19 protein-coding genes are annotated in these 18,181 nt (G+C 67.4%); 6 read left to right on the top strand and 13 right to left on the bottom strand.

All coding sequences use genetic code 11. The features are described 5' to 3' along the window. Genes pdxA through ACT54X_RS12345 form a run of 3 tightly spaced genes read right to left on the bottom strand, consistent with a single transcriptional unit; the run spans position 1 to position 3,138 of the window. On the bottom strand, positions 1-1,053 hold the full coding sequence (gene pdxA, locus ACT54X_RS12355; RefSeq protein WP_476346739.1) for a 4-hydroxythreonine-4-phosphate dehydrogenase PdxA: 1,053 nt from the start codon (positions 1,051-1,053) through the stop codon (positions 1-3). 10 nt (positions 1,054-1,063) lie between these two features. Further along, a complete protein-coding gene (locus ACT54X_RS12350) occupies positions 1,064-1,828 on the bottom strand; it encodes a Nif3-like dinuclear metal center hexameric protein (protein WP_294370506.1) in 765 nt (254 codons plus the stop codon). Then, positions 1,825-3,138, bottom strand: a complete 1,314-nt coding sequence (locus tag ACT54X_RS12345) for an MFS transporter (protein WP_294370508.1) — start codon at positions 3,136-3,138, stop codon at positions 1,825-1,827. Before ACT54X_RS12345 ends, ACT54X_RS12350 begins: the two co-directional genes overlap by 4 nt. A 303-nt stretch (positions 3,139-3,441) precedes the next feature. Between ACT54X_RS12345 and ACT54X_RS12340 the strand changes: the two genes are divergently transcribed. After that, positions 3,442-4,599 carry a S1C family serine protease gene (locus tag ACT54X_RS12340; protein WP_294370510.1) on the top strand — a complete coding sequence of 386 codons (1,158 nt, stop codon included), beginning with the start codon at positions 3,442-3,444 and terminating at the stop codon, positions 4,597-4,599. Between the two features lie 127 nt (positions 4,600-4,726). On the opposite strand, the gene tatC is transcribed toward ACT54X_RS12340, so the two are convergent. From tatC to hisI, 7 genes are all read right to left on the bottom strand, one after another. After that, positions 4,727-5,542 carry a twin-arginine translocase subunit TatC gene (gene tatC / locus ACT54X_RS12335; protein ID WP_294370511.1) on the bottom strand — a complete coding sequence of 272 codons (816 nt, stop codon included), beginning with the start codon at positions 5,540-5,542 and terminating at the stop codon, positions 4,727-4,729. Positions 5,543-5,634: 92 nt separating this feature from the next. After that, a complete protein-coding gene (gene tatB / locus ACT54X_RS12330; RefSeq protein WP_476346736.1) occupies positions 5,635-6,096 on the bottom strand; it encodes a Sec-independent protein translocase protein TatB in 462 nt (153 codons plus the stop codon). Positions 6,097-6,131: 35 nt separating this feature from the next. Beyond that, positions 6,132-6,371 carry a Sec-independent protein translocase subunit TatA gene (tatA, locus tag ACT54X_RS12325; protein ID WP_017761020.1) on the bottom strand — a complete coding sequence of 80 codons (240 nt, stop codon included), beginning with the start codon at positions 6,369-6,371 and terminating at the stop codon, positions 6,132-6,134. Between the two features lie 43 nt (positions 6,372-6,414). Continuing rightward, the gene (locus ACT54X_RS12320) at positions 6,415-6,771 is read right to left on the bottom strand and encodes a histidine triad nucleotide-binding protein (RefSeq protein WP_294370514.1); all 357 of its coding nucleotides are present in this window, start codon (positions 6,769-6,771) and stop codon (positions 6,415-6,417) included. A gap of 48 nt (positions 6,772-6,819) precedes the next feature. Then, positions 6,820-7,209 (bottom strand): DUF4870 family protein, encoded by a 390-nt coding sequence (locus ACT54X_RS12315; protein WP_234194549.1) that lies wholly within the window; start codon positions 7,207-7,209, stop codon positions 6,820-6,822. A 48-nt stretch (positions 7,210-7,257) separates the two neighbouring features. Then, positions 7,258-7,635 carry a phosphoribosyl-ATP diphosphatase gene (locus ACT54X_RS12310; protein WP_476346733.1) on the bottom strand — a complete coding sequence of 126 codons (378 nt, stop codon included), beginning with the start codon at positions 7,633-7,635 and terminating at the stop codon, positions 7,258-7,260. Between the two features lie 23 nt (positions 7,636-7,658). Beyond that, the gene (gene hisI, locus ACT54X_RS12305) at positions 7,659-8,051 is read right to left on the bottom strand and encodes a phosphoribosyl-AMP cyclohydrolase (RefSeq protein ID WP_294370519.1); all 393 of its coding nucleotides are present in this window, start codon (positions 8,049-8,051) and stop codon (positions 7,659-7,661) included. 143 nt (positions 8,052-8,194) lie between these two features. Between hisI and ACT54X_RS12300 the strand changes: the two genes are divergently transcribed. From ACT54X_RS12300 to ACT54X_RS12280, 5 genes are all read left to right on the top strand, one after another. Then, positions 8,195-8,554, top strand: coding sequence for a hypothetical protein (locus tag ACT54X_RS12300; RefSeq protein ID WP_354320092.1), 360 nt, complete (start codon positions 8,195-8,197; stop codon positions 8,552-8,554). Positions 8,555-8,610: 56 nt separating this feature from the next. Next, positions 8,611-9,324 carry a YjbF family lipoprotein gene (locus tag ACT54X_RS12295; protein ID WP_294370521.1) on the top strand — a complete coding sequence of 238 codons (714 nt, stop codon included), beginning with the start codon at positions 8,611-8,613 and terminating at the stop codon, positions 9,322-9,324. Next, positions 9,321-12,287: a YjbH domain-containing protein gene (locus ACT54X_RS12290; RefSeq protein ID WP_476346730.1), complete on the top strand. Its 2,967-nt coding sequence runs from the start codon at positions 9,321-9,323 to the stop codon at positions 12,285-12,287. The genes ACT54X_RS12295 and ACT54X_RS12290 overlap by 4 nt, the downstream gene beginning before the upstream one ends. A gap of 108 nt (positions 12,288-12,395) precedes the next feature. Continuing rightward, the gene (locus ACT54X_RS12285; protein ID WP_294370523.1) at positions 12,396-12,830 is read left to right on the top strand and encodes a low molecular weight protein-tyrosine-phosphatase; all 435 of its coding nucleotides are present in this window, start codon (positions 12,396-12,398) and stop codon (positions 12,828-12,830) included. A gap of 26 nt (positions 12,831-12,856) precedes the next feature. After that, entirely contained in the window at positions 12,857-15,094 is a 2,238-nt protein-coding gene (locus tag ACT54X_RS12280; protein ID WP_294370525.1) for a polysaccharide biosynthesis tyrosine autokinase, read from the top strand. Between the two features lie 130 nt (positions 15,095-15,224). Here the strand turns inward: ACT54X_RS12280 and ACT54X_RS12275 are convergent, their stop codons facing one another. The 3 genes from ACT54X_RS12275 to ACT54X_RS12265 all read right to left on the bottom strand — a co-directional run bounded on the left by ACT54X_RS12275 (position 15,225) and on the right by ACT54X_RS12265 (position 18,162). Beyond that, on the bottom strand, positions 15,225-16,316 hold the full coding sequence (locus ACT54X_RS12275; RefSeq protein WP_476346727.1) for a polysaccharide biosynthesis/export family protein: 1,092 nt from the start codon (positions 16,314-16,316) through the stop codon (positions 15,225-15,227). A gap of 195 nt (positions 16,317-16,511) precedes the next feature. Next, positions 16,512-17,291 carry an imidazole glycerol phosphate synthase subunit HisF gene (gene hisF / locus ACT54X_RS12270; protein WP_114802299.1) on the bottom strand — a complete coding sequence of 260 codons (780 nt, stop codon included), beginning with the start codon at positions 17,289-17,291 and terminating at the stop codon, positions 16,512-16,514. 7 nt (positions 17,292-17,298) lie between these two features. Next, positions 17,299-18,162 (bottom strand): D-hexose-6-phosphate mutarotase, encoded by an 864-nt coding sequence (locus tag ACT54X_RS12265; protein ID WP_294370527.1) that lies wholly within the window; start codon positions 18,160-18,162, stop codon positions 17,299-17,301. Between the last annotated feature and the right edge of the window lie 19 nt (positions 18,163-18,181).

The following is an 18,181-nucleotide window of genomic DNA, read 5'->3' as shown; positions in this document are numbered from 1 at the left end:
TCAACAGCCGGCCAGGCTTCGCGCCATCCGCACGGCGGCGATCAGGCTGTCGGCCTTCGCGACGCCCTGGCCTGCGATGTCGAAGGCGGTGCCGTGGTCTGGGCTGGTTCGCACGAAGGGCAGGCCCAGCGTCACGTTGACGCCGGTCTCCACGCCGAGGTACTTCACCGGGATGAGCCCCTGGTCGTGGTACATCGCGATCACGGCGTCGAATTCGACTGCGGCCTGGCCCGGCTGGCGTCGAGCCCGCATGAACACCGTGTCCGGCGCGAAGGGGCCGAAGGCCTCGATGCCCTCGGCGCGCGCGTCGGCCACCGCCGGGGCGATCCGCTCGATTTCCTCCCGGCCGAACAGGCCGCCCTCCCCGGCGTGCGGATTGAGTCCCGCCACGGCGATGCGTGGCACGCGGCCCAGCATGCGGGCCAGCGAGGCATGCGTGATGCGCAGCGTCTGCAGCACGCCGCCGCGGCTCAGGCGATCGATGGCCTCCCGCAGCGACACATGGATGCTGACCAGCACGGTGCGCAGTTCGTCGTTGGCCAGCATCATCCGCACCGGAACCTCCTCGATGCCCACGCCCCGGAAGGCCGCGGCCTCGGCCTGGAGCAGTTCGGTGTGGCCCGGAAAACCGTAGCCGGCCGCAGACAACGCCTCCTTGTGCAGGGGGGCCGTCACCATGGCCGCGATCTCCCGGCGCAGCGCGGCGCGCGCTGCCCATTCGACGGCAGTGCCCGCGCTGCGGCCCGCTTCGGCCGTGATGCGGCCATAGTCTGGCGGCACCAGCGATGCGCCGACCTGCAGCACGGGAATGCATCGAGGCGGCATGGCCCACGCGTCGGCCGGCCGCTCGATCTGCGCGACGGGCCAGGCCAGGCCCTGCGGACCGGCCATCAATCGGGCAGCACGGCGCATCACGGCGACATCGCCGGCGACGAAGCAATGCCGCAGCGCATCCGGCGCCTCCTGCCAGGCACGCACGATGATCTCCGGACCGATGCCCGCCGGGTCTCCCTGGGTAAGCGCCAGGACGGAAGAAGCATCGGGGGCACGCATGGCGAACGGCTCAGGCAGGGTTGTCGATGTCGATGAACTCATGCGCCAGTCCGAATTGCGCCGCGACATGCGCGGCAACGGCGGGGGCGCCGTAGCGCTCGGTGGCATGGTGACCGCAGGCAAGGAAAGCCACGCCCGACTCCCGGGCGTAGTGCGCCTGGGGCTCGGAGATCTCGCCGGTGATGAAGGCATCGGCCCCGGCGGCGATGGCCGCCTCGAAGAAGCCCTGCGCGCCGCCCGTGCACCACGCGATGCGCTGCAACGGCCGGCCGTCGCCGGGAATGGCGGTGACGCGCCGCTCCAGCCGTGCCTCGATGTGCAGGGCCAGTTGCTGCGCGCTCTCGAACTGCAGCCCCGCGCCCGGCGCGCCGAGCCAGCCCAGATCCTGGTCGCCGAATCGCTGATGCTGGGGGACGAGCCCCAGTTGCCTGCCCAACTGCGCGTTGTTTCCCAATTCGGCATGGGCGTCCAGCGGCAGGTGATAGGCAAAGAGATTGACGTCATGGCCGATCAGCAGGCCGAGCCGCTGGCGCATCCAGCCGGTCACCCGCCCGTCCTGGCCGCGCCAGAACAGGCCGTGGTGGACGAACAAGGCGTCCGCACCTGCCGCGATGCCCGCCTCGATGAAGGCGCGGCTGGCAGTCACGCCGGAGACGATCTTGCGGATCTCGCCCCGCCCTTCCACCTGCAGGCCGTTGGGCCCGTAGTCCTTGAACCGTTCGGGCGACAGCAGCTCGTCGAAGGCGTGCAGCAGGGCGGATCGCGTGATGCTCATGCGCGCATTGTCGCGGGCCGCATGGCATGGCCGCGCGCGGCCAGCGGCAACCAGGCCAGCACGAAGCCCAGCAGCGCGAGCGCACCGACATAGTGGGCGGGCGCCATCAGGTCGCGCTGCAGCCAGAGCGTCAAGATCACGGGCGTCAGCCCGCCGAAGATGGCGTACGACATGTTGTAGGCAAACGACAGGCCGGAGAAGCGCACCGGCGCCGGAAAGGCGCGCACCCCGGCGATCGGCACCGTCGCGATGGTGCCCACGAACAGGCCGACCAGCCCGTAGTGCCAGAAGAGCGAGGCGGTGGTGCCCGGCAGGCCGGTGTAGAAGAGATAGGCCGTAATGAACAGACCGGCCCAGCCGACCAGCATGGTCGGCCTGGTGCCGAAGCGGTCGCAGGCCCAGCCGACGATCACACAGCCCAGCGTCAGCGTCAGCGTGGCCAGGGCGTTGGCCTCCAGCGCGATGGCCGCAGGAATGTGGTGCACCTTCTGCAGGTAGGTGGGCGTGTACAGCACCACCACCACGATGGCGGCGGACAGCACCCAGGTCAGCAGTGCCACGAAGAAGACGGGGCCGCGGTGGTCGCGCACGATCGTCTTGAGGGGCAGTTCGGCCGCCACATTGCGCCGCTGGGCCAGTTCCTGGAACACCGGCGTCTCGTGCAGGAAGCGCCGCAGGTACACCGACACCAGGCCGAACACGCCACCCAGGATGAAGGGAATGCGCCAAGCGAAGTCGCTCACCTCCGCCGGAACGTAGTGGGTGTTGATGGCCACGGCCACCAGAGACCCGAGCAGGATGCCGCCAGTGATGCCGGCCGTGAGCGTGCCCACGCCCAGCCCGTAGCGCTGGGCCGGCACATGCTCGCCGATGAAGACCCAGGCGCCCGGCATCTCACCGCCGATCGCGGCGCCCTGCAGCACACGCATGAGCAGCAACAGCAACGGGGCGGCCACACCGATCGCCGCATAGGTGGGCAGCAGGCCGATCACCAGCGTCGGCACCGCCATCAGAAATATCGACAGCGAGAACATCCGCTTGCGGCCCAGCAGATCGCCGAAGTGGGCGATGACGATGCCACCGACCGGCCGGGCCAGGTACCCCGCCGCAAAGATGCCGAAGGTCTGCAGCTGCCGCAGCCAGTCGGGCATCTCCGCAGGGAAGAACAACGCCCCGATGACCGTGGCAAAGAAGACGTAGATGACGAAATCGTAGAACTCGAGCGTGCCGCCCAGCGCCGAAAGGGCGAGTGTCTTGTAGTCGCGCGCGGTGAGGGCACGCGGACCGGCGGAAGGGAATGCAGAGGACATGACAGAGCAATGCAGCGGAGACGGCCGCCGGCCGGCGCGTCCGACACGGGACACGGAAGGTGAGGGAAGACAGCGAGGGCGTCGACAGGCGTGAGACACAGACAACCGGATGGATTGCGCAGGCCACTGTCGGGGCGGCCGGATAGGCCAAGACCGGAGATTTTAGGGTTTACCCCTGGCCTCGAGCCGCAACGGGGTCTTGTCCGACGTCGAATCAAAAGTCGGTTCCGACCGTTGGGAGACAATTCCGGGCCGGCGGAACCCTCCGCCTTCCCTCTGCCACAGCACCCCTCCTCTCTCCTCATGAAGCGCATCTGGCTGCTCTTTGCCCAGGCCGTGACCGTCCTGCTCGCGGGCTATTTCGTCGTCGCCACCCTCAAGCCCGAATGGGTCCGGCGGGGCAGCACCTCGCTGGGCGGCGTCGTCTCCATCATCGAGGCGCCCGCCTCGGCACCCACCGCGCCGGCGCCCGGCAGCTTTGCGGCCGCCGCGCAGAAGGCGGCGCCCGCGGTCGTCAGCATCAACACCAGCAAGGCAGCGCCGCGGCATCCGCGCTCGAACGATCCCTGGTTCCGTTTCTTCTTCGGCGACCAGGACAACGAACAGCCCCAGGTCGGCCTGGGCAGCGGCGTGATCGTCAGCGCGGACGGCTACATCCTGACCAACAACCATGTGGTCGAGGGCGCCGACGAGATCGAGGTCACCCTGAACGACGGCCGGCACGCGAGCGGCCGCCTGATCGGCACCGACCCCGACACCGACCTGGCGGTCATCCGCATCGCGCTGGACAAGCTGCCGGTGATCGTGCTCGGCAACTCGGATGCGCTCCTCGTGGGCGACCAGGTGCTGGCCATCGGCAATCCCTTCGGCGTCGGACAGACGGTGACCAGCGGCATCGTTTCGGCACTGGGCCGCAACCAGCTCGGCATCAACACCTTCGAGAACTTCATCCAGACGGATGCCGCCATCAACCCCGGCAACTCCGGCGGCGCGCTGATCGACACCGAGGGCAATCTGCAGGGCATCAACACCGCCATCTATTCGCGCTCGGGCGGCAGCATGGGCATCGGCTTCGCCATTCCCGTGTCCACGGCCAAGCAGGTGCTCGAGGGCATCGTGAAGGATGGCCGCGTCACCCGCGGATGGATCGGCGTGGAGCCCGCCACGCTCACGCCCGAGATGGCCGAGACCTTCGGCGTCAAGGCGACCCAGGGCGTGATCATCACAGGCGTGCTGCAGAACGCGCCCGCTGCGCAGGCCGGCATCCGGCCGGGCGACGTGATCACCGGTGTGGGCGACAAGGCCATCGGCAACGTGCAGGAACTGCTCACCGCCGTGGCCGGGCTCAAGCCGGGCACGGCCAGCCGCTTCCAGGTTCAGCGCGGCAACGACCGGATCGAGGTCGACGTCACCGCCGGAACAAGGCCGGCCACGCCGGTGCGGCGGCGCCAGGCCGAGTAGCGCAGGCAAATCCTGGCCAGACGATTGGGCCTCCGCGCATGCGCGGAGGCCCTTGGGGTCGCCTGCGCGAGAAACGCGCTCCTCGCCTGGACAACAGCCGTGCGCGCCAGGTCCGCGCTTGCTTACTTTACTGTCCCGCCGACTTCGCTTCTTCGCTCGCGGCCTCGGTCTCTTCGGGTGCCCGCGTGGCGTTGGCGAAGTACCGCGCGGCGACGATGCCGATCTCGTACAGCACGCACATTGGCACGGCCAGCGCCAATTGCGAGATGACGTCGGGCGGCGTGACCACCGCGGCCACCACGAAAGACAGCACGATGAAGTAGCCACGGAAGCTGCGCAGCTTCTCGATGGTCACCATCTCGAACCGCACCAGCAGCATCACCACGATCGGCACCTGGAACGCGAGGCCGAAGGCGATGTACAGCGAAAGGATGGACTCCACGTACGAAGAAATGTCGGGCGTGGCCGCGACCGAGGCCGGTGTGAAGCGCTGGATGAAGGCGAACATCTTGTCCAGCACGAAGAACTGCACGAAGGCGATGCCCGCATAGGCCAGGAAGCTGCCGAAGATGATCAGCGGCAGGGCAAAGCGCTTCTCATGGCTGTAGAGGCCCGGCGCCACAAAGGCCCAGACCTGATACATGAGCCAAGGCAGCGCCAGCAGCACGGCTGCCATGGCCAGCACCTTCAGCGGCACGAAGAAGGGCGAGAACACACCAACGGCGATCAGCTTGGCATCGGGCGGCATGTGCGCCTTGATGGGCATGGCGATCCAGTCGATCAGGCCTCCGGGCCCCGGCCAGAGCGCCAGCAATGCCGCCGCCAGTGCGATGCCGTAGATGCAGTAGAGGAGCCGGTCGCGCAGCTCCGTCAGGTGGGCAACGAATGGCTGCTCCGTGCCTGCAAGCTCGTCTTCTTTGTCGTGGGAGGGAGATTCAGCCATCAGAGGTCACCGCGTGGCCGGATTCGGGCGCACAAATGAACGGAAAGGAAAAAAGCCGCGGAGCCGGGATGTACCGTGCAGGCTTCCGCGGCTCAGGCGCCGGGCCGTGGCCGATGACGGGCCACGCGAGCGGCTCCGGACTGCGCGCGGGTGCGAACCTTGTTGCGCGCCTTGTACCAGGTTGGAACGGCGCCCTGCTTGAGGCGCCAGTTCTTCTTCGGATGGCGGTAGACGGGGTAGACCGGCGCCGCCTCGTAAGAGGTGGCCGGCGCGACGGTGTCCAAGCCGGAGAGGTCGTTGTGCACCTCCTGCGCGCCGTCGTGGATGCTCTGCTCCACGTCGCGCGCCGCGCCTTCGACGCTGTCCTTCATCTTGCGCAGCTCATCCAGCTCCATGGAGCGGTTGACCTCCGCCTTGACGTCGTTGACGTAGCGCTGCGCCTTGCCGAGCAGCGTGCCGACCGTCCGCGCCACGCGCGGCAGCTTCTCGGGGCCGATCACGACCAGTGCAACGGCGCCGATCAGCGCCATCTTCGAAATGCCCAGATCGATCACCGGCGTGCCCCTCGCTCAGGAATTGCGCGCAGCACTCAGGACTTCTGACGCGCCTCGACGTCGATGGTGGACTTGTCGGCCGAGGGCTGGCCGGTCACCTGCTGCGTGGGCGTCCCTGCGGCGGGGGCGTCGGACGATCCGTCCTTCATGCCGTCCTTGAAGCCCTTGACGGCGCCGCCGAGGTCCGAACCGATGTTCTTCAGCTTCTTGGTCCCGAAGACCATGACCACGATGAGCAGCACGATCAGCCAGTGCCAGATGGAAAACGAACCCATGGAAGACTCCTAACAATGTTCAAATTTTAGACTGCGGACGGGCTCAGCCCTTGAGCCAGGGACGCGGACCGCCCATGACGTGGACATGGAGATGGTGCACCTCCTGCCCGCCTTCCTTGCCGGTGTTCACCACCACGCGGAAGCCACCCTCGGGATAGGCGCCACAACCCTGCTCCAGGGCCAGACGGGGCGCCAGAGTCATGATGCGGCCCATCAACGACTCGTCCTCGGACGTGAGGTGCGCCATCGAAGCGATGTGCCGCTTCGGCACGATCAGGAAATGCACAGGCGCCCACGGCGAGATGTCGTGGAAAGCATACAGGTCGTCGTCTTCGTACACCTTCCGCGAAGGAATCTTTCCTTCGACGATCTTGCAGAAGATGCAGTCGGGCTCAGCCATTCGATTGGGTCTTTTAGGGGAGGGGAACGCAGAAAGGTGAGCTGGCGGTCACGCGGCAGCCGCAGTGTCCATGGGGCGCCCGGCATTCATCCGGACCATGCCCTTGACGATGCGGTACAGGAACCACAGCGAGATCAGGCTCCAGGCGATCCATCCGGGCACGAGAAAGAGCAGCCAGAGCCACGAGGTCAGGACGTAGAGCAGTCCCGCCCACAGCACCGACCGGATGCGCCACGTGAAGTGCGAGGCCTGCCAGGTGCCGGCCGCATCGTCGCGTTTGACAAAGTCGATCAGCAGGGCAATGAGCAACAGCAGCACCGACACCTGGGCGCCCGGCACAACGGCCGCGATGGCGACGATGAGGTGCAGCACATAGCTCACCCAGCCCACGGCGCGCAGCGAATCGCTGCCGCCCACGTCGATGATGTCCTTGCTCATGGATTCCTCCAGCTGGATGTCGAAGCGCCTGCGGCGCGGGCCGAGGCGTCAATCACCCGCCGCCTCGCGGGCCTGCGCCTTGCGCAGGGCCTTTTCCTCGATGCCACTCATCCCTTCGCGGCGCGCCAGTTCGGCCGCCACGTCCCGGGGCGAGAGCCCGTAATGGGCCAGCGCCACCATGCAGTGGAACCACAGGTCGGCCACTTCGTTCACTATTTTTTCCCGCGGTGCGCCGTGGTCGGCGTCCTTGCAGGCCATGACCACCTCCGTGGCCTCTTCGCCCACCTTCTTGAGAAAGCCATCGGGGCCCTTGTGAAGCAGTCGGGCGACATAGCTGGTGCTCGGATCGCCGCCCGCGGCGGGCCGGCGGCTGTCGATCACCGCGGCAAGGCGCTCCAGGATGTCGAGCGTCGGGGAGGCAGGCATCGGGTCGGAGGAATCGGAAACAGTCATTTGTAGATCGAGGTCGGGTCCTTCAACACCGGTTCGACGGCCACCCACCGCCCATCAGAATACTTTTGGAAGAAACAACTATGACGGCCGGTGTGACAGGCAATGCCGGGATCATGCCCTTCCTGCGTCACCGACAGCAGGACGACGTCGTTGTCGCAGTCCAGCCGCACCTCATGCACTCGCTGGATGTGGCCGGACTCTTCGCCCTTGAACCAGAGCCTGCCGCGCGAGCGGCTGAAATACACGGCGCGCCCCAACTCCACGGTCTTGGCAAGGGCCTCGCGGTTCATCCAGGCAAACATCAGGATGTCCTTGGAACCGTGTTCCTGGGCGATCACGGGCACCAGCCCCGCGGCGTCCCAGCTCACTTCATCGATCCATGTGGTCATGGGGACAGATTGTTACCCAGCTGCACTGCAACAAAAAATGGCCTTCCGCGGCCACGGCCGTTAAACTTCGGGAAACATTTTGGGTCAGGTGCGCCTTGGGCGCGGCTGGCATATTGGCCACACAGGCTTTTTGGGGAAGTGCCATGAACTTTGCTCGTTTCGTTTCGATGGTCGCTGCGGCCGCCCTGGTGTCCGCACCCATGATCGCCTCTGCCCAGACGCCTCCTCCGCCGTCTTCGACGCCCGCCGAGGCGACGCCCGGCGCTGGCGGTGGGGCAGGTGGCGCCGGTGGCGCAGCCGGCGGCGGGACCGCTGGTGCGGCCGGCGCTACGGGCGCGGCTGCAGGTGGCCTGGGCGCTGCGGGTCTCGCCGTGGCTGGCCTGGCTGGCGCCTTGGCCATTGGCGCAGCGGCCGGCGGCGGCAGCGACGGCGGTAACGCCGGTGTCTTCCCCGGCACCGGCACCACTGGCACGACGGGCACCACCGGTACCACGAGCCGGTGAGCCCCGGCACCCTTCGTGGCCGAGGGGTGCGCTCTTCCACGCGGCGGCAGCCTTCGATGCATCTCCATCTGAGGCTGCTTTGTTGCGTTCTGGCAACGGCGTTGGTGGGAGGCTGCAGTACCGGCAGTGCAGCGCTGGGCGACAGTGCCCGGCTTTTGTATGACCGCACGGCCGGCGGCATCCGGGACCAACAGCCTGCCGTCTTCAACCCGGCCTTTCGCTACCTGCGCGTGACGCATGCCGGCACCGCCGTCTACATGGTGCTGGGCTACCTCGATCCCACGCCGCAAGGCTTGGTCGAGGTGTGGTACAGCGGCGACGGCGAAGTCGTCCGCCTCCTGGATGGCCGGGTCGTCGGCACCACCGGGTTGAATCCGGACTGGCGGCGCGCCCAGGTGGAGCGGCTCCCGCTCTGGCCGGCAGGGGCGCAGGCACAGACCGCCGGCAGCTATCTGCGTGTGCGCGACGTCATGCCGGGCTACCACTCGAACATCCGCGAAACCGTGCGCGTTACGCCGCTGGCAAGCTACACGCCCGCAGCCCTGCAGGGCGCGCGTGCCGCTTCGCTGAAGTGGTTCGAAGAACAAGTCACCGAATCAACATCCCCCGGCCCTATGCTGCCTCCCGCCAGATTCGGGATTGCCATGACGGCGAACGGTTCGCCGTCGGTCGTGTACTCGGAGCAATGTCTGAGTGCCGAGGCCTGCTACACCTTCGAGCGGTGGAGTGCGCCCTCAGCGACAGCCACGCCGACATCTGCCGGCTCATGAAGACGCGCGAACGCACTTTCCGCCTCCATCCCCTCAGGATCCATCTGCTTGCCGCGTTCGGGCTCGGCGCCGCTGTGGCGGCGCAGGCGCAGCCCTTGGCGCCACCGGCCGAGGATCCTGCGCCCCTGCCCACTCTGGAAGGCGAACGGCTGAGCCACTGGCTGCTGCGCCAGTCGCCCCAGCCTGCCGATCCGGCGTTGGCCTGGCTGGTGCCGCAGGAGAAGCTGCCGCAGCAATACCTGCGCAACGTCCTGCTGGTCCACCTGGAGCGCTCCGCCGCCCAGCTCTCGGGGCAGGACCGGGAGATCCGCCAGCGCCTGCTGGTCTGGCTGCACAGCCTGCCGGCCACGGGCCGGGTAGCGCTGAGCATCACCGACCCACGCTGGCTCGAAGTGAATCCGGGACAGGACCCGGTGGCGCGCGACCGCGCCCGCTTTGCGCTGCCCACGGGCCGCACGGCCGATGTGGTGGTCGTCCAGCCGGATGGCACGCTTTGCCACGTGCCCCACGCCAGCGGCCGCTGGGTGGGCGATTACCTGCAGGCTTGCGGCCGGATGGGCAGCACGGACTGGGCCTGGCTGGCGCAGCCCGACGGGCGCACCACACGCATCGGCATCGCGGGCTGGAATGCGGAAGCCGGCGTGGAGCCGGCGCCGGGCGCCTGGCTCTGGGCCCCTCCGCGCACAATGGCCGACCTGGTCGCTGCGTCTGAAGGGCTCATCAAGTTCCTGGCCACTCAGGGACCGGCCCCCGCGCGGCAGGGCCCCATGGTGCCGCCCGCCGGTACCTCAAGGCCATCGACCGCCTTCGTCGCCGACGGCAACCTGCCCGCGGTGGCGAGCGCCCTGCCCCGCCCGCTGGACGTCAGCGCCAACGACTGGGGCGAGACCGGCCTGCTGCAGACGCCCACGGCACGCATGGCGTCTGCGGGCGAGATCCGCGCGTCGTACAGCTCCGTCTGGCCCTACAGCCGGCTGAACATCATGTTCCAGCCCTTCGACTGGATGGAGGCGGGCTTCCGCTACACGAGCATCTCCAACCGCGAATACGGCCCCACCATCAGCACGCAGAGCTACAAGGACAAGAGCATCGACGTCAAGTTCAGGCTCATGCGTGAATCGACGTACCTGCCCGAGGTGTCGCTCGGTTTCCGGGACATCGGCGGCACGGGCCTGTTCTCCAGCGAATACCTGGTCGGCAACAAGCGCTGGGGCGACCTGGATTTCAGCCTGGGCATCGGCTGGGGCTACATGGGCTCGAGCGGCAACATCAGCAATCCCTTCACGCTGCTGAGCGATCGCTTCAAGACGCGGCCCGCGGCCAGCACGGCCGGCGAGGCCAACCTGAGCAGCTACTTCCGCGGCCCGGCCGCCCTGTTCGGCGGCGTGCAATGGCGCACGCCCTGGGATCCGCTGACCCTGAAGATCGAATACGACGGCAACAACTACCAGAGCGAACCCTTCAGCAACGCGCTGCCGCGCCGCTCCCCCATCAACGTGGGACTGGCCTACAAGCTCAACAAGAACGTCACCCTCGCCGCCGGCTTCGAGCGGGGCGACAAGTTCATGATCGGCCTCACCCTGTCCGGCAACGCGGCGGAAGCCCAGACGCCCAAGCTGCTGGACCCACCGCTGCCCCGCTTCATGCCCGAGGCCCCGGCCAAGCCCCCCGGCTGGGCGAGCACGGCCGAGCAGGTCGAGGCGCAGACGGGCTGGCGCGTGCTGCGCATCGCGCCCAAGGACGACGTGCTGCACCTTTGGGTGAGCGACAGCGATGCCGTCTACCGGGAGGTGCGCTCGGACCGCGCCGTGGCCGTGCTGCATCACAGCGCGCCAGCGGGGATCCGCACCTTCGTCATCCATTACGAAGAGCGCGGCATCGCGATCCAGGCCCAGGCCTTCCAGCGCGAGGAGTGGGTCGCGGCGCATGCGCAGCCCCTGCCGCCGCACCTGGCGCGCGACGTGACGCAGCGCGACTACGCGCCGGTGCCGGACGAACCCACCGAGGCACAGTTGCCCCCCGCCACGGGCTCGGGCGGCCCTGCCGAGACGGCCACGGCCTGGGAGCGGCCCGCGGACCGCTTCAACTTCAGCATCTCGCCGAACTTCAGCCAGGTGGTGGGCGGCCCCAACAACTTCGCGCTCGTCGAACTGGGCGCGAAGGCCAATGCCCAGTACCGCTTCACGCAACAGACCTGGCTGCAGGGCCAGGTCAACCTGCGGCTGGCCGACAACTACGGCAGCTTCACCTACGACGCGCCCAGCAACCTGCCCCGCGTGCGCACGGACCAGCGGCTCTACCTGACGACCAGCCGGGTGACAGTCCCGAACCTGCAGTTGACGCACGTCGGCCAGCTGGCCAGCGACCAGTACTACAGCGTCTATGGCGGCTACCTCGAATCGATGTTCGCGGGCGTGGGCGGCGAATGGCTGTACCGCCCATGGGGCAGCCGCCTGGCCTTCGGCATCGACATCAACCACGTGCGCCAGCGCGAGTACGCACAGCACTTCTCGCTGCGCGATTACCAGGTCAACACGGGACATGCGTCGCTGTACTGGAACACCGGCTGGAACGGTGTGCTCGTGCGGCTGAGCGCCGGCCAGTACCTCGCCGGAGACCGTGGCGTGTCGATCGACATCGCCAAGCGCTTCGACAACGGCCTGACCATGGGCGCCTACGCCACCAAGACCAACGTCTCGTCCGCCCAGTTCGGCGAAGGCAGCTTCGACAAGGGCATCTTCATCTCGATCCCGCTGGACGCGCTGCTGCCCCGCTCCAGCCGCTCCGTCATCGGCTTCAACTGGTCGCCGCTGACCCGCGACGGCGGCGCGCGCCTGGGCCGCGCCGTGACGCTGTACGACCTCACCTACGCCCGTGACCCGGATTCGCGCAGCTTCGGCCCGCCCCCCGATACACGCCCGCGTGCGGGAGACAACATTCTCGACTTCGATGTCCAACGCTGAATTCATCGTGCCGGTTAGCATCCGGGCGACCGGCGCGTGCGTAATTCTCGCAGTGCCCGCTGCAGCCGCGCCCCGTGCGCGCTGCGCCCTTTCTCTTTGCGTTCGTCCATGAAGTCCCTCCTCGTCCTCTGCGTCGGGAACATCTGCCGCAGCCCCATGGCCGAGGCCCTGTTCGCACAGCAGCTTCCCGGCCTCGCCGTGAGTTCCGCCGGCATCGGCGCGCTCATCGGCCACGGTGCCGATCCCACGGCGCTCGCCCTCATGAGCGAACGTGGCATCGACATCGGCGCGCACCGCGCGCGTCAGGTGAGCCTGGCCATGTGCCAGGAGACCGACCTGATCCTGACCATGGACGATGCGCAGAAGCGCTTCGTCGAACAGAGCTATCCCTTCGTGCGCGGCAAGGTCTACCGGCTCGGCGACGCCGCCCGGCTGAATGTGCCCGACCCGTACAAGCTCGGCCGCGAAGCCTTCGAGAACGCACTGCAGCTGATCGATGCCGGCGTCCAGACGTGGACCGAACGCATCCGCAAACTCTCCTGAAGTCCTCCGCCATTCCGGCAAGCCCCATGCAAACACCACCCGCTCCCGCTGCGTCCCTGGAGAACGACGATGACGAAATCCACCTGGCCGAGTATTTCGACATCCTGGTCGACAACAAATGGCTGGTGGCCGGCATCACGGCACTGGCACTGATCGTCGGCGCCGCCTACGCGCTGCTGGCCACGCCGATCTATCGCTCGAACCTGCTGATCCAGGTCGAGGATGCGGCGCCGGACGCCAAGAGCGTCCTGGGCGACGTTTCGAGCCTGTTCGAAGTCAAGACACCCGCCACGGGCGAAATCCAGGTGCTTCGCTCCCGACTGGTGGTGGGCGGCGCGGTCGACGCGGCGCGCTTCTACATCGACGCCAAGCCCGCCTACGTGCCCCTGGTGGGTGAATGGCTCTCCCGGCGGGCCAGCAGCCTGTCTACTCCCATGACGTTGCCAGGACTTGCCGGTCGCGTCTATGGCACTGAGAAGATCGAGGTGAGCCGCTTCGACGTTCCCGGCGGCCTCGAAGACCAGGCGCCGTTCGTCGTGACCGCGATGGGCGAAGGGCGCTTCGAAGTGGAGCATCCCCTGCTCGATGCGCCCTTCGAGGGCCGGGTGGGCCAGGAAATCACGCACGACGTGCCCGGTGCCGGCGGCGCCATCGTGCTCAGGATCGACCGCCTGGACGCGCTGCCCGGCGCGCAATTCAATGTGAGCCGCTACTCGCGGCTGCGCACCATCGAGGACCTGCAGCGGAACATCCAGGCCAGCGAACAGGGCCGCCAGTCCAATGTGATCAGCGTCGAGCTGGAAGACAGCAACCGCACCCGGCTGACAGCCATCCTCAATGCCCTGGGCACCAAGTATGTCGACCAGAACCGCGAGCGCAAGGCGGCCGAGGCCGAGCGCACGCTGAGCTTCCTCGACGAACAACTGCCCGAGTTCAAGCGTCAATTGGAGCGTTCGGAAGATGCCTACACGCGCTTCCGCAACCAGAACTCCACGGTGGCCTTCGACGAGGAAGCCAAGGCCGCGCTGTCGCAGATCGTCGACCTGCAGACCAAGCTGCTCGATGCGCAGCAGAAGCGCCGTGAATTCATCGCCCTGTTCACCCCGAACCACCCGCGCGTCCAGACCATCGACCAGCAGATCGGCCTCATCCAGCGCAACATCGACGCGATCAACAGCCGCGTCTCGCGCATGCCGACGATCCAGCAGGAGGCCTTCCGCTACGAGCGCGACGTGCGCGTCAACAGTGAGCTGTACCAATCACTGCTGACCAACTCGCTTCAGCTGCGCCTGGTGAAGGAAGGCAAGACCGGCAACGTGCGCCTGCTGGACTCTGCCATCTCTCCGCGCCTTCCTGTCAAGCCGCAAAAGGCCCTGGTGGTTGCGCTCGCCGGCGTTCTGGGCCTGCTTGCCGGCGTCGCGGTCGCCTTCGTGCGCAGCATGTTCTTCAGCGGTATCCGCAACCCGCAGGAGATCGAGAGCCACACCGGCATGAGCGTGATGTCGGTCATCCCGTACACGCAGGAGCAAGGAGTACTGGAAGTGCGCATGGAGTCCGGCCAGAAGGGCGTACATGTGCTGACCGTCACCAACCCCGAGAGCACGACGGTGGAAAGCGTGCGCAGCCTGCGTATCGCGCTGCAGTTCGCCATGCTCGAAGGCGCCAACAACCGCGTGTTGATCACCGGTCCGACGCCCGGCATCGGCAAGAGCTTCGTCTCCGCCAACTTCGCGGCCATCATGGCGGCGGCGGGCAAGCGGGTGCTGCTGCTCGACGCCGACATGCGCAAGGGCTACATCAACAAGCAGTTCGGGCTCGCGCGCGAGGGCGGCCTGTCCGAACTGCTGGTGGGCGAGGTCACCCTGGAGAAGGCGATCCATCGCCAGGTGGTGCCCAACCTGGACGTCCTCACCAGCGGCCGCTATCCGCCCAATCCTGCGGACATGCTGATGTCCGACACCTTTGCCCGCCTGCTGGACACGCTGTCGGCTCAATACGATCTGGTGGTGATGGATGCGCCGCCGGTGCTGGTGGCGGCCGATGCCGCTGCTGCCGGAGCGCATTCGGCCGTGGTGCTGCTGGTGGCACGTGCCGACCAGACGCAAATGGGCGAGCTCGTCGAAAGCGTCAAGCGCCTGCGCCAAGGCAACGTCACGCCGACGGGCGTGGTGTTCAACGCCATGGACATGACGCGCCGCCACTATGGCAGCTATGGCTACCGCTACGGCGGCTACCGCTACACCGAGTACAAGTACAAGCGCTGAGTTCTTCGGACCGTGGCCTCTCTTCGACGGGAGGCTGCGGCCCGGCGAGCAATGCACGGCAAAAAAATGGCCGCCCCAAGGGCGGCCATTTTTTTCGCGATCACGGCCGGCCAGGCAGGCCCTACCGCCCTTACCAGCCTCGAGCGCGGTCGATGGTTTCCGTTCCCACGTTCACGGCGGAGGCGGACGGCAGGATCAGGCTGATGACGCGGTTCCAGCGAACGAGCGGCACCGGATCGATGTACACCACGTCCTGGGGACGCAACGGGAACTGCGTGGCCAGGGCAAAGGCCGCGGGGTTCTTGGCGTCGAGCTGGAAGATCGCCGGCGAGCCCGTCGCTCCCTTACGGATCACATAGATCTGTCCAGGGTTGGAAGTGTCCAGTGAAGGACCGCCCGCTTCGCCCAGCGCCTCGTTGAGGGTCAGACGACCCGAGCCACGCAACGCGAGCGCGGTGGGCCGCAGCACCTCGCCCATCACGTAGATCTTGGTGTCTTCGCGCGTGCCGACGGTGATGGTGTCGCTGTTGCGCAGAGGAATGTCGTTGAGATCGTGACCCGCCTCGCGCAGCGACGTCAGGTCGATGCGCACCGATCGCCCCCCGCGCGTGAGCGTGATCGAGGAGCGATCGCCCGCATCGGTGATGCCCCCGGCGCGATTGATGGCCTCGGCCATCGTCATGGGCAGGTCGGTGAAGATCTGCGAGCCCGGCGCACGCACCTGGCCCTCGACGTAGGCGCGGCGACTGCGGAAGGCCTGGATACGCACCGAAACCTGCGGGCTCTGGATGTTGCGCTCCAGGCGGCGTGCGATCAGGTCGGAAGCCTCGGCCTCTGTCAGGCCTTCGATCTTGACGCGACCCACGTAGGGGAAATAGATCTCGCCATTGCCCCCGACGATGAAGCCGGGCGCCACGCTGACGCCCGTCGGATCGGTCTGTTGCGAAATCACGGCGCCCGCGTTGGGCAGCAACTCGGGGTGGTCGTACACGATGACGCCGACCACGTCGCCGGGCCCGATGGAATAGGGCTCCGGTTTGCCGAACAGGGCCTGCACTTCAGGCGGAACACCACGTGGCGCAACTTCCTGCAATGTGCGCACCAGCGCCTGAGTGATGGGAGTGATGCGCCCTTCGGGTGCCTCATCTGGCACATATTGAAACTTAGGTGGTAATTCGGCCTGATCCGAATAAGGACCGACAGGTCCCATGCCGGGAACCACGGTGCAACCCTGTAGAAGCGCTGCAGTCGCCAACGCCGTCCACGCCGGCAAATTCACTGGGAGTTTCAAATCAAATACCTGTCAGATCGTGGATCACGCACTGCTGCAGCAACGGCCCTGCGCGCAGCGGTGGCCAAAAAAGGTCAACGCTATGTTGATGATATTCGGCTTTGGATGCGGCTCCGTATAAGTCTGTCAGGTACGCACCACTATGCCGCGTTTAGCCATGTGGGCCTTGGCTTCGCCCACCGTGTGCTGGCCGTAATGGAAGATGCTGGCGGCCAGCACGGCGTCTGCACCGCCCTGCTGCACGCCGTCGGCCAAATCGGCCAGCGAGCCGACGCCGCCCGAGGCGATCACCGGCACGCTCACCGCATCGCTCACGGCACGGGTGAGTGCAAGATCGAAGCCACTTCGGGTGCCGTCGCGGTCCATGCTGGTCAGCAGGATCTCGCCGGCGCCGCGGCGTGCCATCTCGCTGGCCCACTGGACGGCATCCAGGCCGGTGTTCTTGCGGCCCCCGTGGCTGTAGACGTCCCAGCCTTCGCCCCGCGTCGCCGCTTCCTCGGGCGTGCGCCGCTTGGCGTCGATGGCCACCACGATGCACTGGGCGCCGTACTTGGACGAGGCGTCCTCGATCACCTGCGGATTGGCGATCGCGGCGGAGTTGAAGCTGGTCTTGTCGGCGCCGGCATTGAGCAACCGGCGTACGTCTTCCACCGTGCGCACGCCGCCGCCCACGGTGAGCGGGATGAAGACCTGCGAGGCCACGGCCTCGATGATCGGCAGGATCAGGTCGCGGTCGTCGCTGGTGGCCGTGATGTCCAGGAAGGTCAGTTCGTCCGCGCCCTGGGCGTTGTAGCGGGCAGCGATCTCCACCGGATCGCCCGCGTCGCGCAGTTCCAGGAAGTTGACGCCCTTGACCACCCGCCCCCCGGTGACGTCGAGGCAGGGAATGATGCGTTTGGCAAGCATGGCAGGATCAGGAAGTCGAGGAGGAGGAGGAGGAAGGCCTGGCATCGAGTTGCTGCCACAGGTGCACTTCGCTGCCCGGCGCCAGTTCGACGGGGGTGTCGATGGCCGCAGCCTCGACGCAGAGCATGTGGCGCCAACCATCGGCCGGCATGTCGGCCAGGCGCGCGCACAGCGCGGGGCCGGGATTCCACACCACCGTCTCCGGGCAGGTGGGCGCGGCGGTGATGCGCAGTTCGCCAGACCCCGCGCGAAGCACCAGAGGATGGGCGGGCGCGGCATAGACGCTGTCGAACTCCTCGCCGAAGCGCAGTACCTCGCGGCCTTCGGTCGAACGCTCGTCGCGCACCGCGTCCCAGCGAGCGGCGCCCTGCAGCCCCTGGAGTTGCACGTCCGCCAGGTCGTCCACCTGCAGGTAGCTGTGCAGCGCCGCAGTGAAGGGCCAGGGCGTCGTGCCCGTGTTGCGCACCTGCAGGTCGATGCGCAGCACGTTCGCCTTGGGCACGTGCACGTTCAGGCGAAGCTGAAAGAGCTCCGGCCAGACCGCCAGGGTTTCGTCGCTGGCCGTCAGGCCCAGACTGACGGTGTCGGCAGCCGCGTCGGGGACCACCTGCCAGGGCAGGTTGCGCGCAAAGCCGTGCTTGACGAGCGGGCCGCGCTGGTTGAACTGGGGAAAGCAGACCGGGACGCCACCGCGGATGGCCGCGCGACCATCGAACACCGCCTTGGGGCTGAGGTAGAGCCGCTCCGTGCCGTCCGCGCTGCGCCAGGACAACACATGGCCGCCATGCAACGCCACCGTGACCTGGTCGCCCGTGGTGGCCGACAGTTCGACGGCCGGCTGGCCTTGGACGGTGATCTCGCGCAGGCTCATCCGAAAGTCCTCAAGCGGC

The organism is Pseudacidovorax sp. DMC4, from assembly GCF_056314265.1.
Note: the sequence above shows the minus strand (reverse complement) of the source record. Positions and strands in the feature narration are given on the sequence as shown.

What these genes read in the sequence shown, in the direction of transcription:
- pdxA (WP_476346739.1), bottom strand. Translation starts at nt 1,053, where the DNA reads ATGCGTGCCCCCGATGCTTCTTCCGTCCTGGCGCTTACCCAGGGAGAC.
- ACT54X_RS12350 (WP_294370506.1), bottom strand. Translation starts at nt 1,828, where the DNA reads ATGAGCATCACGCGATCCGCCCTGCTGCACGCCTTCGACGAGCTGCTG.
- ACT54X_RS12345 (WP_294370508.1), bottom strand. Translation starts at nt 3,138, where the DNA reads ATGTCCTCTGCATTCCCTTCCGCCGGTCCGCGTGCCCTCACCGCGCGC.
- ACT54X_RS12340 (WP_294370510.1), top strand. Translation starts at nt 3,442, where the DNA reads ATGAAGCGCATCTGGCTGCTCTTTGCCCAGGCCGTGACCGTCCTGCTC.
- tatC (WP_294370511.1), bottom strand. Translation starts at nt 5,542, where the DNA reads ATGGCTGAATCTCCCTCCCACGACAAAGAAGACGAGCTTGCAGGCACG.
- tatA (WP_017761020.1), bottom strand. Translation starts at nt 6,371, where the DNA reads ATGGGTTCGTTTTCCATCTGGCACTGGCTGATCGTGCTGCTCATCGTG.
- ACT54X_RS12320 (WP_294370514.1), bottom strand. Translation starts at nt 6,771, where the DNA reads ATGGCTGAGCCCGACTGCATCTTCTGCAAGATCGTCGAAGGAAAGATT.
- ACT54X_RS12315 (WP_234194549.1), bottom strand. Translation starts at nt 7,209, where the DNA reads ATGAGCAAGGACATCATCGACGTGGGCGGCAGCGATTCGCTGCGCGCC.
- ACT54X_RS12310 (WP_476346733.1), bottom strand. Translation starts at nt 7,635, where the DNA reads ATGCCTGCCTCCCCGACGCTCGACATCCTGGAGCGCCTTGCCGCGGTG.
- hisI (WP_294370519.1), bottom strand. Translation starts at nt 8,051, where the DNA reads ATGACCACATGGATCGATGAAGTGAGCTGGGACGCCGCGGGGCTGGTG.
- ACT54X_RS12300 (WP_354320092.1), top strand. Translation starts at nt 8,195, where the DNA reads ATGAACTTTGCTCGTTTCGTTTCGATGGTCGCTGCGGCCGCCCTGGTG.
- ACT54X_RS12295 (WP_294370521.1), top strand. Translation starts at nt 8,611, where the DNA reads ATGCATCTCCATCTGAGGCTGCTTTGTTGCGTTCTGGCAACGGCGTTG.
- ACT54X_RS12290 (WP_476346730.1), top strand. Translation starts at nt 9,321, where the DNA reads ATGAAGACGCGCGAACGCACTTTCCGCCTCCATCCCCTCAGGATCCAT.
- ACT54X_RS12285 (WP_294370523.1), top strand. Translation starts at nt 12,396, where the DNA reads ATGAAGTCCCTCCTCGTCCTCTGCGTCGGGAACATCTGCCGCAGCCCC.
- ACT54X_RS12280 (WP_294370525.1), top strand. Translation starts at nt 12,857, where the DNA reads ATGCAAACACCACCCGCTCCCGCTGCGTCCCTGGAGAACGACGATGAC.
- hisF (WP_114802299.1), bottom strand. Translation starts at nt 17,291, where the DNA reads ATGCTTGCCAAACGCATCATTCCCTGCCTCGACGTCACCGGGGGGCGG.
- ACT54X_RS12265 (WP_294370527.1), bottom strand. Translation starts at nt 18,162, where the DNA reads ATGAGCCTGCGCGAGATCACCGTCCAAGGCCAGCCGGCCGTCGAACTG.